The sequence below is a fragment of the Streptomyces sp. NPDC057280 genome (genome assembly GCF_042668605.1).
Taxonomy (GTDB): Bacteria; Actinomycetota; Actinomycetes; order Streptomycetales; family Streptomycetaceae; genus Streptomyces.
On the sequence record NZ_JBHUYR010000007.1, the window covers coordinates 256,051 to 270,657 of the forward strand.

Annotated in this window: 15 protein-coding genes; 9 read left to right on the forward strand and 6 right to left on the reverse strand. The window is 68.5% G+C overall.

The features are described from left to right. Nucleotides 1-82: 82 nt before the first annotated feature. Complete coding sequence (gene dnaA, locus ACFUO4_RS33525; RefSeq protein ID WP_079307558.1) at nucleotides 83-2,122, reverse strand: chromosomal replication initiator protein DnaA; 2,040 nt, start codon at nucleotides 2,120-2,122, stop codon at nucleotides 83-85. Nucleotides 2,123-2,498: 376 nt separating this feature from the next. Between dnaA and rpmH the strand changes: the two genes are divergently transcribed. From rpmH to ACFUO4_RS33570, 9 genes are all read left to right on the forward strand, one after another. Beyond that, nucleotides 2,499-2,636, forward strand: a complete 138-nt coding sequence (gene rpmH / locus ACFUO4_RS33530; RefSeq protein WP_015659252.1) for a 50S ribosomal protein L34 — start codon at nucleotides 2,499-2,501, stop codon at nucleotides 2,634-2,636. Nucleotides 2,637-2,657: 21 nt separating this feature from the next. Beyond that, nucleotides 2,658-3,029 carry a ribonuclease P protein component gene (rnpA, locus tag ACFUO4_RS33535; protein WP_079307556.1) on the forward strand — a complete coding sequence of 124 codons (372 nt, stop codon included), beginning with the start codon at nucleotides 2,658-2,660 and terminating at the stop codon, nucleotides 3,027-3,029. Further along, entirely contained in the window at nucleotides 3,026-3,403 is a 378-nt protein-coding gene (gene yidD, locus ACFUO4_RS33540) for a membrane protein insertion efficiency factor YidD (protein ID WP_079307554.1), read from the forward strand. The genes rnpA and yidD overlap by 4 nt, the downstream gene beginning before the upstream one ends. Before the next feature lie 3 nt (nucleotides 3,404-3,406). After that, nucleotides 3,407-4,705 carry a membrane protein insertase YidC gene (gene yidC, locus ACFUO4_RS33545; RefSeq protein WP_383491902.1) on the forward strand — a complete coding sequence of 433 codons (1,299 nt, stop codon included), beginning with the start codon at nucleotides 3,407-3,409 and terminating at the stop codon, nucleotides 4,703-4,705. A 15-nt stretch (nucleotides 4,706-4,720) separates the two neighbouring features. Next, complete coding sequence (locus ACFUO4_RS33550) at nucleotides 4,721-5,233, forward strand: R3H domain-containing nucleic acid-binding protein (protein ID WP_079307551.1); 513 nt, start codon at nucleotides 4,721-4,723, stop codon at nucleotides 5,231-5,233. A gap of 128 nt (nucleotides 5,234-5,361) precedes the next feature. Then, nucleotides 5,362-6,081 (forward strand): 16S rRNA (guanine(527)-N(7))-methyltransferase RsmG, encoded by a 720-nt coding sequence (gene rsmG, locus ACFUO4_RS33555; protein WP_079307549.1) that lies wholly within the window; start codon nucleotides 5,362-5,364, stop codon nucleotides 6,079-6,081. Nucleotides 6,082-6,422: 341 nt separating this feature from the next. Then, entirely contained in the window at nucleotides 6,423-7,496 is a 1,074-nt protein-coding gene (locus ACFUO4_RS33560) for an AAA family ATPase (RefSeq protein ID WP_079083284.1), read from the forward strand. Further along, complete coding sequence (locus ACFUO4_RS33565) at nucleotides 7,493-8,593, forward strand: ParB/RepB/Spo0J family partition protein (protein ID WP_079307547.1); 1,101 nt, start codon at nucleotides 7,493-7,495, stop codon at nucleotides 8,591-8,593. Before ACFUO4_RS33560 ends, ACFUO4_RS33565 begins: the two co-directional genes overlap by 4 nt. Before the next feature lie 344 nt (nucleotides 8,594-8,937). After that, nucleotides 8,938-9,555 carry a GNAT family N-acetyltransferase gene (locus ACFUO4_RS33570; RefSeq protein ID WP_383491905.1) on the forward strand — a complete coding sequence of 206 codons (618 nt, stop codon included), beginning with the start codon at nucleotides 8,938-8,940 and terminating at the stop codon, nucleotides 9,553-9,555. A gap of 96 nt (nucleotides 9,556-9,651) precedes the next feature. On the opposite strand, the gene trxA is transcribed toward ACFUO4_RS33570, so the two are convergent. From trxA to ACFUO4_RS33595, 5 genes are all read right to left on the reverse strand, one after another. Further along, nucleotides 9,652-9,984, reverse strand: coding sequence for a thioredoxin (trxA, locus tag ACFUO4_RS33575; RefSeq protein ID WP_007383275.1), 333 nt, complete (start codon nucleotides 9,982-9,984; stop codon nucleotides 9,652-9,654). A gap of 47 nt (nucleotides 9,985-10,031) precedes the next feature. Further along, a complete protein-coding gene (trxB, locus tag ACFUO4_RS33580) occupies nucleotides 10,032-11,000 on the reverse strand; it encodes a thioredoxin-disulfide reductase (protein ID WP_079307545.1) in 969 nt (322 codons plus the stop codon). A gap of 163 nt (nucleotides 11,001-11,163) precedes the next feature. Further along, nucleotides 11,164-12,072 carry an anti-sigma factor family protein gene (locus ACFUO4_RS33585; RefSeq protein WP_383491908.1) on the reverse strand — a complete coding sequence of 303 codons (909 nt, stop codon included), beginning with the start codon at nucleotides 12,070-12,072 and terminating at the stop codon, nucleotides 11,164-11,166. Then, nucleotides 12,069-12,794, reverse strand: coding sequence for an RNA polymerase sigma factor SigM (gene sigM, locus ACFUO4_RS33590; protein WP_079307541.1), 726 nt, complete (start codon nucleotides 12,792-12,794; stop codon nucleotides 12,069-12,071). Before sigM ends, ACFUO4_RS33585 begins: the two co-directional genes overlap by 4 nt. A gap of 31 nt (nucleotides 12,795-12,825) precedes the next feature. Next, nucleotides 12,826-14,547 carry a protein kinase family protein gene (locus ACFUO4_RS33595; RefSeq protein ID WP_383491910.1) on the reverse strand — a complete coding sequence of 574 codons (1,722 nt, stop codon included), beginning with the start codon at nucleotides 14,545-14,547 and terminating at the stop codon, nucleotides 12,826-12,828. Nucleotides 14,548-14,607 lie beyond the last annotated feature (60 nt).

Genomic DNA, 14,607 nt, shown 5'->3' on the forward strand with positions numbered 1-14,607 from the left:
CTGGGGCGGCATGACGAAGGGCGCCCCGGGACCGTGTCCCGGAGCGCCCTGAGCGCCGTGCGTACGCCTGCGCCGACCTGTGTCAGCCGTTCTTGATGCGGTTCGTCAGCTCCGTCACCTGGTTGTAGATGGAGCGCCGCTCGGCCATCAGATTGCGGATCTTGCGGTCCGCGTGCATGACGGTCGTGTGGTCGCGGCCGCCGAACAGCGCGCCGATCTTCGGCAGCGAGAGGTCCGTCAGCTCGCGGCACAGGTACATGGCGATCTGCCGGGCGGTCACCAGCGCGCGTCCGCGCGAGGTGCCGCACAGGTCCTCGACGGTCAGGCCGAAGTAGTCCGCCGTCGCGCCCATGATCGCCGTCGAGGTGATCTCGGGCGCCGAGTCCTCGCCGCCGGGGATCAGGTCCTTGAGGACGATCTCGGTCAGGCCCAGGTCCACCGGCTGCCGGTTGAGCGACGCGAACGCCGTCACCCGGATCAGCGCGCCCTCCAGCTCACGGATGTTCCGCGAGATCCGGGAGGCGATGAACTCCAGCACCTCCGGCGGGGCGTTGAGCTGCTCCTGGACCGCCTTCTTGCGCAGGATCGCGATCCGGGTCTCCAGCTCGGGCGGCTGGACGTCGGTGATCAGACCCCACTCGAAACGGTTCCGCAGCCGGTCCTCCAGCGTCACCAGCTGCTTCGGCGGCCGGTCGCTGGAGAGCACGATCTGCTTGTTCGCGTTGTGGAGCGTGTTGAAGGTGTGGAAGAACTCCTCCTGCGTCGACTCCTTGTCCGCGAGGAACTGGATGTCGTCGACGAGCAGGATGTCCATCTCCCGGTACCGCTTGCGGAAGCTGTCGCCCTTGCCGTCGCGGATGGAGTTGATGAACTCGTTGGTGAACTCCTCCGAGCTCACGTAGCGCACGCGCGTGCCGGGATACAGACTCCGCGCGTAGTGACCGATCGCGTGCAGCAGGTGCGTCTTGCCGAGTCCCGACTCCCCGTAGATGAACAGGGGGTTGTACGCCTTCGCGGGCGCCTCGGCGACGGCCACCGCGGCCGCGTGCGCGAAGCGGTTGGAGGCGCCGATGACGAACGTGTCGAAGAGGTACTTCGGGTTCAGTCGGGCGGTGGGCTCACCGGGGCCGCTCGCCGGCGCGGGCTGCGCGGCCAGCGGGCCGGGGGCGCCGCCGGCCGAGGGCAGGGTGGAGCCGCCGGCACCGCCGCGGTGGGAGTGCCCGCTGCCGGAGGGGGGCTCGGGCAGGTCACGGCGGCGACCGGGCTGGTCGTAGTCGTCGCGGCGCGGGCCCTGCTGGTCGTAGTCGTCACGCCTGGGGCCGGGCTGGTCGTAGTCGTCGCGCCGGGGCTGGTCGTAGTCCGCGCGCTGCTGCTCGTAGTCGGATCGCTGGCCGTCGTAGGACGGGCGGTCCATCGGCTGCGGGCGGTAGTCCTGCGTCGGCGAGGCGTAGGAGTCCTTGGGGTAGGGCTCCTGGCCGTACGCATCCTGCGCGGGCGGGGTCGCGTAGGGGTCCCGCTCCGGGAAGCCGAGCCGTGGCTGCTGCCAGCTGTACTCGTCCTGCTGCGGCCGGGGCCAGGCGCCGGGCTCGGGACGCTGGTACTCGCCCGGGTAGGCGGGGCGGGCGCTGGGCAGCTGGTCGCCGGGGCCGCCGGGGAGCTGTTCGGGGCGGCCCGGCTGGCGGTCGTCGCCCCGGTGGCGGTCGTCCGCGCGGTGGCGGCCGTAGCCCTCGTACTGGTTGCCGTTGTCGTACTGGTTGTCGTACGGGCCGGCGGGGAGCTCGGGCTCCTCGTAACGCGGCTGCTGGGGGCGCGCGGGCTGGGGTGCCGGCGGGGACGGGGGCTCGCCGGCGGAGTCGTCGACGGTGATCGCGATCCGGATCGGGCGGCCGCACTCGCGGCTCAGGGTGTCGCTGACGATCGGGGCGAGGCGGCCTTCGAGGACGCCCTTCGCAAACTCGTTCGGTACGGCGAGCAGCGCGGTGTCCGCGACCAGCGCCAGCGGCTGGCAGCGGCGGATCCAGTGCTCGTCCTTGACCTCCACGCCCTGCCCGCGGCCTTCGCCGAGGAGTTGCTCCAGTACTCGTGGCCACACTGCGGCAAGATCGGCAGGTACGTCAGCCACAGGGCACGCTCTCTCACAGGTCCCACGAACGTGTGATGGTGGGACGGGTCGGGATCTACACCGCGGGGCGCGGGGGACAAAGGAACGAATCGGAGTTCAGCCACGGTAGTCAGGGCGACGGGTGCGGTTCAAGTTGTTGTCCCCAGGCTGTGGATAGTGTCTCCCGGAGGCGGCTGGTTTGACCGGATGGCGTAGCCGCGCGTACCGTAACCAGGTCGAGTTGTCGATGGCTGCTGCCGCCTGCCTCCGATGGGCACAGATCGCGTCAGGTGATCGGGAAGCGGTGCACTCGGGCGTAAGCGAGAGCTACTCGTGGGCGCACGGTGACAGCCAGGACGGCACCCGCCACCACCGATTTGATTTCTGGAGCCCCCGAGTGAGCAAGCGCACCTTCCAGCCGAACAACCGCCGTCGCGCCAAGACCCACGGCTTCCGCCTGCGGATGCGCACCCGTGCCGGTCGCGCGATTCTCGCGAACCGCCGTGCCAAGGGTCGCGCCAGCCTGTCCGCCTGATTCCGGTCAGGTCATGCCGTCGTGCTGCCCACCGAGAACCGGCTGAGGCGGCGCGAGGACTTCGCGACCGCGGTACGACGAGGGCGCCGGGCCGGCCGCCCGTCCCTCGTAGTCCATCTTCGTAGCGGTGCAACGGACCCGCACGCGCCTGGGGAGAGCGCTCCCCCGACGCGTGCGGGTTTCGTCGTGAGCAAGGCTGTGGGCGGTGCGGTGGTGCGCAACAAGGTGAAGCGCAGGCTTCGCCATCTGATGCGCGACCGGGTCGACCTGCTGCCCCCCGGTAGCCTGGTAGTCGTACGAGCGCTGCCCGGTGCGGGTGACGCCGACCATGCACAGCTGGCCCGAGACCTGGATGCCGCCATCGAGCGGCTGCTGGGAGGGGGCGCGCGATGAAGTACCCGCTGCTGGCTCTGATCAAGCTGTACCAGTGGACGATCAGTCCGCTGCTGGGGCCCGTGTGCAAGTACTACCCGTCGTGCTCCCACTACGGCTACACGGCCATCGACCGGCACGGTGCGATCAAGGGCACGGCGCTCACCGCCTGGCGCATCCTGCGCTGCAATCCGTGGTCGTTGGGAGGCGTGGACCATGTCCCGCCCCGCAAGCGCCCGCGGTGGCACGAAATGCTGCGTGACGCCTGGCGTGCACGCAGGGGCGGGCACTCCGCCGCCGAAACGGCCACCGAGGAGAATCCCTCTTCGACCACCGAAGAGAATCCTCCTTCGAGCCCGGCCGCAGAGACTCCGTCCCATGCCCAAGGAGCATGATTAGTGGACACGATTGCCAGCCTGTTCAGCTTCATCACGACACCGGTCTCCTGGGTCATCGTCCAGTTCCACAAGGTGTACGGCGCCATCTTCGGCCCTGACACCGGCTGGGCCTGGGGCCTGTCGATCGTGTCCCTGGTGATCCTGATCCGTATCTGCCTGATCCCGCTCTTCGTGAAGCAGATCAAGTCGACTCGGGCCATGCAGACGCTGCAGCCCGAGATGAAGAAGATCCAGGAGCGCTACAAGAACGACAAGCAGCGCCAGTCCGAAGAGATGATGAAGCTGTACAAGGAGACGGGCACCAACCCGCTCTCCTCGTGCCTTCCCATCCTGGCGCAGTCGCCGTTCTTCTTCGCCCTGTACCACGTGCTCAACGGCATCGCGAACAACGACACCATCGGTGTCATCAACGAGAGCCTGCTGGCGAGCGCCCAGAAGGCGCACATCTTCGGTGCCCCGCTGGCGGCGAAGTTCACCGACAGCGCCGCCGACGTCTCGGCCCTCGACGCCTCGCTGACCACGGTCCGCATCGTCACCGCGGTCATGATCGTCATGATGTCGGCCTCGCAGTTCTTCACCCAGCGCCAGCTGATGACGAAGAACGTCGACACCACGGTGAAGACGCCGTTCATGCAGCAGCAGAAGATGCTGATGTACGTCTTCCCGGTCATGTTCGCCGTCTTCGGCATCAACTTCCCGGTCGGTGTCCTCGTCTACTGGCTGACCACCAACGTGTGGACCATGGGCCAGCAGATGTACGTCATCCACAACAACCCGACCCCGGGTTCCAAGGCCCAGGCCGCCTACCTGGAGCGTCTGACCAAGCACGTCACGCACCACGGCAAGGTCCGCCGCCGCAGCGAGAAGACCATCGTCAAGGCGATCGTCGCCAAGGGCCGCGACCGCAACGAGTTCGAGCGCAAGTTCATCAACGCCCTGAGCAAGGCCGGTCTCGCCGCCCAGGCCGACGGCGCTGTGATCAAGAGCGAGAGCCAGGCCGCCGCCCAGGCCGAGGACGGTACGCCGACCACCGGTGGCACCGGCACTGCGAAGCGCCAGCAGCCCAAGCGGCAGAGCAAGTCCCAGCGGCAGTCGGGCGGCGCCGCCGGCGCCGGTGCGGCGAAGCCTGCCGGTGAGCCCACCTCGCTGAGCAAGTCCGACGACGAGCCCGAAGACGCCAAGCCCGCCCCCGCCAAGAAGGCCGCTCAGAAGCAGCAGCCCGGCGCCGGTACCCGCAGCAAGGCCCAGTCCGGACAGCGCAAGGGCCCGCAGCGGCCCAAGTCCCCGTCCAAGAAGTAAGAAGGAGTCCAACCCGTGACGGAAGGCACCACCTCCGCCGCTGCCGAGGGTGCAGACACCCTGACCCGCCTGGAGCAGGAGGGCGAGATCGCGGCGGACTACCTCGAGGGTCTGCTGGACATCGCCGATCTCGACGGCGACATCGACATGGACGTCGAGGCCGACCGCGCCGCTGTCTCGATCATCAGCGACGCCGGCAGCCGCGACCTGCAGAAGCTGGTCGGCCGGGACGGCGAGGTGCTCGAGGCCCTCCAGGAGCTCACCCGCCTGGCCGTGCACCGGGAGACCGGCGACCGCAGCCGCCTGATGCTGGACATCGCGGGCTACCGGGCCAAGAAGCGTGCCGAGCTCTCCGAGCTGGGTGCCAAGGCCGCCGCCGAGGTCAAGAGCAGCGGCGAGCCCGTGAAGCTCAAGCCGATGACGCCGTTCGAGCGCAAGGTCGTCCACGACGCCGTCAAGGCTGCCGGTCTGCGCAGCGAGTCCGAGGGCGAGGAGCCGCAGCGCTTCGTCGTCGTACTGCCTGCCTGATCGGACCGTAGGTTCCTCCGGCCCCGTCTGCCCGGCAGACGGGGCCGGACTTTGTCAGCCTGATAGTTCATGGTGGTTGTGGTGATCGGCGCCGTGAGCGCCCATCGCGGTACGGAAGGACGGTTCCCGTGACGGAGGCAGCGGAGCTCCCCCCTGCGCCCGAGCAGGCGCGCACGGTGTTTGGTGATCGCTACGCGGACGCGGTCCGGTACGCGGAACTGCTCGCTGAGGCGGGCGTGCAGCGCGGTCTGATCGGCCCGCGCGAGGTGCCCCGGCTGTGGGAACGGCACCTGTTGAACTGCGCGGTGCTCTCTGAAGTCGTCCCCGAGGGCGTGACCGTCTGCGACGTCGGCTCGGGCGCCGGCCTCCCGGGCATTCCCCTGGCGCTGGTCCGGCCCGACCTGAAGATCACGCTCCTGGAGCCCCTGCTGCGGCGTACGACCTTCCTGACCGAGGTCGTGGAACTGCTCGGCCTGGACCATGTGACCGTCATGCGGGGCCGAGCCGAGGAGGTCATGGGCAAGCTGCCGCCGGTGCACGTGGTGACGGCACGGGCCGTGGCGCCGCTGGACCGGCTGGCCACGTGGGGCGTTCCGCTGCTGCGCCCGTACGGCGAGATGCTCGCCCTCAAGGGCGACACCGCCGAGGAGGAGCTCAAGGCGGCCTCCACGGCGCTGAGCAAGCTGGGTGCTGTGGAGACATCTGTGCTCCAGGTGGGTGAAGGTGTCGTGGATCCCCTGTCCACGGTCGTCCGTGTCGAGGTCGGGGAGAGCCCTGGCGGGGTCCGGTTCGCGGCCAAGCGGGCGAAGGCGGCCCGTACGGGGCGAGCGCGGCGCCGTCGCGGATAGCTGAGTCGCTGTCGCGAGCGGGTGGGGACGCGGTCGTCGCTGATCCGTCCTGACGACGAGACGTACTCCACACAAGCTGCCAAACCTACGCATGCCGGAGTGTCGCGACAGTTCGGCTCCCAGTGCTGTGCATCGTGTTTCACGTGAAACGTCGCTCATTGCTGCACGGCATCATCAGCCGTGGCCGCGCCGCGGCCGAACCTCGCGAACGTAAACCCCTAGGTTCTCTCGGGGAGGACCGCTCAGATGACACTCCGTCCCCTTTGAGGGGCACGGAGTTGTCCACAGAGGTGGATTTCTCCACAGAACACCAGGCCTCACTGGTTCACGACCCCGAAGACATGGGAGGCTCTGTTCATTGCGAGCCTGAAGTCGAGGAGAGTGAATCCTTGCGGTCCGACGCCAACATCGCGGGACCGATGACCGATCCGGTCCCCGGTCCCCGTACCGAGTCGATCGGGGACGATGTTTCACGTGAAACACCGCCCCCGATGGACGACACTCCCATCGGTCGCGCTGCCCAGCTGGCGGTAGAGGCTCTAGGCCGCGCCGGCGAGGGCCTGCCGCGGCCTGAGCAGACGCGTGTCATCGTGGTCGCCAACCAGAAAGGCGGCGTGGGCAAGACGACGACAACCGTCAACCTTGCCGCTTCGCTGGCTGTGCACGGTGGCCGGGTCCTGGTGATCGATCTGGACCCGCAGGGCAATGCGTCCACGGCCCTGGGGATCGACCACCACGCCGAAGTGCCGTCCATCTATGACGTGTTGATCGACAGCAAGCCGCTGGCCGAGGTCGTTCAGCCGGTCCCGGATGTGGAGGGGCTTTTCTGTGCGCCCGCCACCATCGATCTCGCCGGTGCGGAGATCGAGTTGGTGTCGCTGGTGGCGCGCGAGAGCCGTCTCCAGCGGGCGATCCAGGCGTACGAGCACCCCCTGGACTACATCCTCATCGACTGCCCGCCTTCGCTCGGCCTGCTGACGGTCAACGCTCTGGTCGCGGGAGCCGAGGTCCTCATCCCGATCCAGTGCGAGTATTACGCGCTGGAGGGGCTGGGCCAGCTGCTGCGCAACGTCGATCTGGTGCGGGGGCACCTCAACCCCGCCCTGCATGTCTCGACGATCCTGCTCACCATGTACGACGGCCGGACGCGGCTCGCGTCCCAGGTCGCGGAAGAGGTGCGCACGCACTTCGGTGACGAGGTGCTGCGGACGAGCATCCCCCGCTCGGTCCGTATTTCGGAGGCACCGAGCTATGGGCAGACGGTGCTGACTTACGATCCAGGATCGAGTGGTGCCCTCTCCTATCTTGAGGCGGCACGTGAAATCGCGCTGAAGGGCGTGGGCGTCAGCTATGACCCGACCCAGGCCCACATCGGCGCCCAGAGCAACCCGAGCATGGTGGAGGGCATTCAGTGAGCGAGCGACGGAGGGGTTTGGGCCGTGGTCTCGGCGCACTGATCCCCGCTGCCCCGACGGAGAAGACACCGACTCCGGCCGCGATGGGTGGCGCGGGTTCCGCGTCCCCGGCAGCTGTCCCGGTGTTGACGACCGACCGTGGGGTGGCCGCGGCGAAGGTGGCCACGTTGCCGCCTGTTTCACATGAAACGGAGGAGCCGTCGCTGAACGGTGCCGTGGAGGCGTTCGCGTCTCCGGTAGGTGCCCACTTCGCCGAGCTCCCCCTCGACTCCATCACGCCGAACCCACGCCAGCCGCGTGAGGTCTTCGACGAGGACGCCCTGCAGGAGCTGGTCACCTCCATCAGGGAGGTCGGCCTCCTCCAGCCGGTCGTCGTACGGCAGGTGGGCCCCGCCCGCTACGAGCTCATCATGGGCGAGCGGCGTTGGCGGGCCAGCCGTGAGGCGGGCCTGGAGGCGATCCCCGCGATCGTCCGGGCGACGGAGGACGACAAGCTTCTCCTGGACGCCCTTCTGGAGAACCTGCACCGGGCGCAGCTGAACCCGCTGGAAGAGGCGGCCGCCTACGACCAGCTCCTGAAGGACTTCAACTGCACGCACGACCAGCTGGCGGACCGCATCGGCCGTTCCCGCCCGCAGGTCTCCAACACCCTGCGTCTGCTGAAGCTTTCCCCGGCCGTCCAGCGCCGGGTGGCCGCCGGAGTTCTCTCCGCCGGGCACGCACGGGCGCTGCTCTCCGTCGAGGACTCGGAGGAGCAGGATCGCCTCGCCCACCGGATCGTGGCCGAGGGACTCTCGGTGCGTGCCGTCGAGGAGATCGTGACCCTCATGGGCTCGCGTCCGCAGACGGCTCAGCGCGCCAAGGGGCCGCGGGCCGGCACCCGCGTCTCCCCGGCACTGAGCGACCTGGCGGGCCGGCTCTCGGACCGTTTCGAGACGCGGGTGAAGGTCGACCTGGGTCAGAAGAAGGGCAAGATCACGGTCGAGTTCGCCTCCATGGAGGACCTCGAGCGCATCCTCGGCACACTCGCCCCGGGCGAGGGGCCGGTCCTTCAGAAGAGCCTTCTGGACGGCGACTCCGAGGACACGGAGGACTGAGCCTCCGGCCGATGGGGCGAGAGTGTCCGTCGGCCAGGAGAGCGGGCCGTGTTCAACGGCAGAGCGGGCTGGGTTCGGCAGCGACCGGACACGGCCCGCTCTTTGCTTTCATGCGGTGTCGATGCCCTCGCATCGTGGATACGATGCGATCGGTACGGCGCATCCACCCGGCAGCACCTCTCAGGGGAGGCAGGTGTCATGCGAACGGTGAGCCGCAGCGGACTGGTGAGCGCGGGTCTGGGACTGGGCGCGGTCGGCGGCTTCGTCGGCAGCCTGCTCCGGGAACGGAGCGCTTTGACAGCCGCCCGCGATGCTGCGGGCGAGGGAAGCGAGGAACAGCCTTCATGGGGCGTCGGCTCGTACCGCTCACGCTGGACAACCTTCAGGACATTCCCCAGCGCTGCCGCTCGTGCGTCTTCTGGGAGTTGGACCCCGTCAGCGGCGAAGCCGCGGTAAGAGGGGGCACAGCAGCCCTGGAGAAGGAAGCCTGGATCTCCGCCGTCCTGCTGGACTGGGGATCGTGCGGCCGGGTCGTCTATGTCGATGACGTGCCGGTGGGCTTCGTGCTGTACGCGCCTCCGGCCTATGTCCCGCGATCGACGGCGTTTCCCACGAGCCCCGTCTCACCCGACGCGGTGCAGCTGATGACGGCGTTCATCATGCCGGGCTACCAAGGACAGGGGCTGGGCCGGGTGATGGTCCAGACGGTGGCCAAGGATCTGCTGCGACGGGGCTTCAAGGCCATCGAGGCCTTCGGCGACGCCCGTTGGAAGGAACCGGCCTGTCTGCTGCCCGCCGATCATCTGTTGGCGGTGGGCTTCAAGACGGTCCGTCCCCACCCGGTGCACCCGCGATTGAGGCTGGAGCTGCGTACGACGCTCTCCTGGAAGGAAGACGTGGAGATGGCGCTGGACCGGCTCTTGGGCGCGGTACAGAAGGAACCCGCTCTCCGTCCCCTCTGACCACCCGCTCCTCTGACGACAATGGGCCGACCCTCTCGGGTCGGCCCATTCGTGTTTCACGTGAAACATCTGCCATCGACTCGATGGCTCAGTGCGTCACTCGGCGATGAAGTCCTCGAGGTCGCGCACGATGGCGGCCTTCGGCTTCGCACCGACGATGGTCTTGGCGACCTCGCCACCCTGGTAGACGTTCAGGGTCGGGATGGACATGACGCCGTACTTGGCGGCCGTACCCGGGTTCTCGTCGATGTTGAGCTTCACGATCTCGATCTTGTCGCCGTACTCGGCGGCGATCGCCTCAAGGGACGGAGCGATCTGGCGGCACGGGCCGCACCAGGCAGCCCAGAAGTCCACCAGGACGGGCTTGTCGCTCTTGAGGACGTCCTGCTCGAAGGAGTCGTCGGTCACGTTCTTCAGGGTGCCGGCCACGGCGGGCTCCTTAACTCTTGTTGCGTGGGGTGGTGGGTGGGAGGGGATCAGACAGAGGTCTTCTCGGGCTCGGCCTGCTCCTCGTCCGCGAGGGCGGCGAGGTAGCGCTCTGCATCGAGGGCGGAGGAGCAGCCGGTGCCGGCCGCGGTGATCGCCTGGCGGTAGGTGTGGTCGACCACGTCGCCGGCGGCGAAGACACCGGTGACGTTCGTCCGCGTGGAGGGCGCGGCGACCTTCAGGTAGCCCTCCTCGTCGAGGTCGAGCTGGCCCTTGAAGAGCTCGGTGCGCGGGTCGTGGCCGATCGCGATGAACAGGCCGGTCACCGGCAGGTCCGACAGCTCACCGGTCTTGAGGTTCCGCAGCTTCAGGCCGGCCAGCTTCGGGTCACCCTGGATCTCGGCGACCTCGCTGTCCCACACGAACTTGATCTTCGGGTCGGCGAAGGCACGCTCCTGCATGGCCTTGGAGGCACGCAGGGTGTCACGACGGTGGACGATCGTCACGGACTTGGCGAAGCGCGAGAGGAAGGTGGCCTCCTCCATCGCGGTGTCACCGCCACCGATCACGGCGATGTCCTGGTCCTTGAAGAAGAAGCCGTCACAGGTGGCACACCACGAGACACCGCGGCCGGAGAGCGCGTCCTCGTTCGGCAGGCCGAGCTTGCGGTGCTGCGAGCCGGTGGCGACGATGACGGCCTTCGCCTTGTGGACCGTGCCCGCCGTGTCCGTGACAGTCTTGATCTCACCCGTGAGGTCGACGCTGACGATGTCGTCCGGGACGAGCTCGGCGCCGAAGCGCTCCGCCTGGCCGCGCATGTTGTCCATGAGCTCGGGGCCCATGATGCCGTCCTGAAAGCCCGGGAAGTTCTCCACCTCGGTGGTGTTCATCAGCGCACCACCCGCGGTGACGGCGCCCTCGAACACCAGCGGCTTCAGCGACGCGCGCGCGGTGTAGAGCGCCGCCGTGTAGCCGGCGGGCCCGGAGCCGATGATGATCACGTTACGGACGTCGCTCACGGCTTGATTCCTCGTCTCTGGACTGCGTCAGTACGACCGGTGGGAGCCCCTCTCAGAACTCTCACCCCACCCAACGGATCCTACGGGGCGCGCATTCCCGGTGTGTCCGGGCACACGGAGAGGCGCCACCGTACGGGATACCACGGCGGAGAGAGACGAAGCGTCAGTGCGAGGAACGCGCGTAGGAATGCGTCAGCAGAACCTTCGCGGAGGAGGACGGGTCCTTCTCACAGGCGGCGTCGACCACGTAGGCATCGACACGGCTGGTGTCCTTCGCGTTGAGCATCAACACGAGGTACGCCGGGTCACCGTCGTAGGTGCCTTCCTTGGCGGCCAGTGCCGTGTCATCGTCGCGACCGATGCCTTTCAGTACGCAAGAAGGAACCTGTGGCACGGGCTGGTTCTTGATGTGGTTCTCGGGCACGTTGTTGGCCCCGAAACTCTGGGGAGACCGGGCGACCTTACCGGAACCCTGGGCCAGAAGCTCGGAGACCTGAGTCTCGACCTTCTTGCCGGAGAAGGCGTCGGCCTGCGCGGTCGGGTCGGACGGCTTGCCGTCGTTGAAGGACGACACCAGCACAGAACCGAGTCCGAGAGCGGCGACCGTGAATACGGTGCCCAGCACGGCAATCCTGCGTCGCCCACCACGGGCACGCCCCTTACGGCCGGGGCCGGTGCTGGAGGTACGGGCGCGGCCGGCGGGACGGTCCGCCGACGCCGATGTTTCACGTGAAACATGCGTACCGGCGAGTGCGTGGGTCGTCACAAGATCGGCGGCGTGATCCGAGCCGGGAACATCGGCGGGCTCGGGAGCCGTCGCGCTGAGCAGAGCCTCAGCAGCGAGAGCGGCGTCGATACGGACTGCGACATCGTCGGGCATGCGCGGCGGACCCGGCAGTGAGCCGAGCAGGCCCCGGATCTCCTCCAGCGAGGCGTGCACGTCGGCACAGAGCTCGCACTCGTCGAGGTGTCGTCGTACGTCCGCGCTGCGGGTCGGCGTGAGCAGGCCCTCGGTGAGCTCGGAGAGCTCCGCGACGTCCGGGTGCCCGGTCGTGTCTGTCGTGGATGTCACGCTCGCCCACCTCCGCCCTTCACAGCAGCTGAATCGCCTGGACCTGTCTCATGGGGACCCGGGTCAGGGGATCCCGCTGCCGGTGGGACGGATGTCCCGTGCATCCGGTTCCGTCCCTCGCCCGGTTCTCTGCTGTCACCGGTCTTTTCCGGTCGCAGATGCGTGAGGAGGGGGAGGAGTCTGGCGCGGCCGCGGGCGCACCGGCTCTTCACGGTGCCGGTCGGCACGTCGAGCATGCGGGCGGCCTCGGCGACGGGATAGCCCTGCATGTCCACCAGGACGAGAGCGGCCCGCTGGTCGTGCGGCAGCGTGCCGAGGGCTTCCAGCAGCTGGCGGTGCAGATCGTTGCGCTCCGCCGGCGCCGAGGCCGATTCGTGCGGCTCCAGGAGTTGTTCCAGGCGCTCCGTGTCGTCGACCGGTGAGGTCTTGCGGGAGGCGGCCTTGCGGGCGCGGTCGAGGCAGGCGTTCACCGTGATGCGGTGCAGCCACGTCGTGACCGCCGACTGGCCGCGGAAGGTGTGTGCGGCGCGGTAGGCGGAGACCAGGGCGTCCTGAACGGCGTCAGCGGCTTCCTCGCGGTCTCCGAGCGTGCGAAGGGCGACGGCCCAGAGCCGATCACGGTGACGTCTTACGAGTTCGCCGAACGCGTCGGGGTCGCCGTCCACGTGCGCGGCGAGGAGGTCCTGATCGCTTGCGTCGCCGTATGCGGTGCCATCTGCCATCGGACCCCCTCCCCTGGGATGCGGTGAGTTGTCAGCCGGTGAACTTCACATCGGTGATGGCCTGCTTGTAGCCGGCGTTGCTGTAGTTGGCGGAGTCGTTCCCGGAATAGGGCATCGCGGTCAGCCAGACCAGTACGTAACGGCTCTTCACCGGCTTGTCGACCGACACCTTCGCCGAGGTGTCACTCGTGGTCACCGTGCCCAGCTTCTTCATCGAGCTCAGCGGTGTGGACGACCTGGGTGAGTCGGCCGCGTACAGCTCGACGGTGGTGTGATCGCCGCCGTACCGGAGTGCGAGCGTCGCCGCCGACACCTCCTGAGCGGAGCCGAGGTCGTAGATGATCCCGACACCGGGCTTGATCACTATCTTCGGGCCGTCCTTGTAGCTGTTGGTCCGCCATCCCGTCGATGTGCTGCTGTCGTACGTCAGGCCTACATCGCCGGGGTGTTGAGCTTCACCTTCGGCCACGTACTCCTGGGCGCCGGCGATGCTGAGCGGCTTGGCCGGCTTGGTCTTGTCGCCGCTCTTGTCGTTGTCGTCCGTCGTCTGGGTCTTGTTGGTCTCGTCGGACTTGTTGTTCTGTTCCATGAGGGCATCCGCGAGTTGCCAGCTGCCGAGGCCCAGCGCGGCGATGAGCAGTGCCGACACGGCCCACTTGAGCACCTTGCCAGTCCGGCTCTGCAGCGGTGGCGGAGGGGGCGCCAGCGGCTGGGTGACGCCCGGGTGCGGCGCCGGCCGGCCGTACGTGCCCTGCTGGTACGTCGTGCGTTGGTACTCGGGCGGTGCGGTGAACGCCGGCTCCGGCGGGCGGATGCGGGGCATCTCGCCGATCGCCTTCACCAGCTCCTCCGGTGTGGTGCACGCGGATTCGTGGCGGGACGCGGTGGCTCCGTCGTTGACGAGCGCGCGCATCGACAGTTCGGACAGGCCGCGGTGCACGCCCGCACGCACCTGGTCGGGTGCGATGAGCCCGATGTCCTTGGGCAGGCCGGACAGACCGTAGGCGTCGTCCTCGTACGGCCAGCGCTGGGTCAGGCCCGCGTACAGCAGGGCGCCGATGGCCTCGGTGTCCGTGCGCTGCGGAGTGTCGGACGTGATGCCGCGCAGCGCGGCGTTCACGGCGAGGCCGCGGATGCGCCACTGGCCGCTGGAGGTTCGCAGGACCGCGTTCGGGTTCAGGCGCAGATGCGCGAGCCCTTCGCGGTGGGCGGCGGCCATGGCGGAGGCGACCTGACTGACCATCTGGTAGGCGTCGTGCGGCTCCAGCGGACCGGGGGCCAGGAGGGTGGTCAGCTCTGTGGCGTCGGGCAGCCACTCGTGGACGACGTAGACGAGGTCGTTCTCCTCGACGGCGTCCAGGACCTGGACGAAGCGCGGGTCGCCGAGCAGCGCGGACGAACGGGCCGCGGCCAGCACGGAGCGAGCGCGCGCGTGGTCCGCGGGCAGGATGTGCACACCGACGGCGCGACGGAGCTTCTCGTCGACCGCACGCCAGCTGCTGAACCCGTCCAGCCGGGTGACGCACTCCTCGAGCCGGTAGCGTCTGGCGAGCTTGTGGCCGCTGTGCAGCTCGGGCGGTGAGGCCTTCCCGGGACCCTCGGTCCCGCCACTCCCCTGTGCCTCGTCGATGTCCGTGTCCCGCTCCCGGTTAGTGGCCACCCCGTCGGCCGTGGCCTGGTCCGCCTGTGCGGTCAGCGGCTCGTCGCCGCTGTTGTCTGCCACGTCGACGGCAGCCGTGCTCCGTTCCGCCACCGTCGTTCCTGCCTCCCCATTCATTGCGCGCCGACCGACATCCGTGCGCGCCGTCCGACG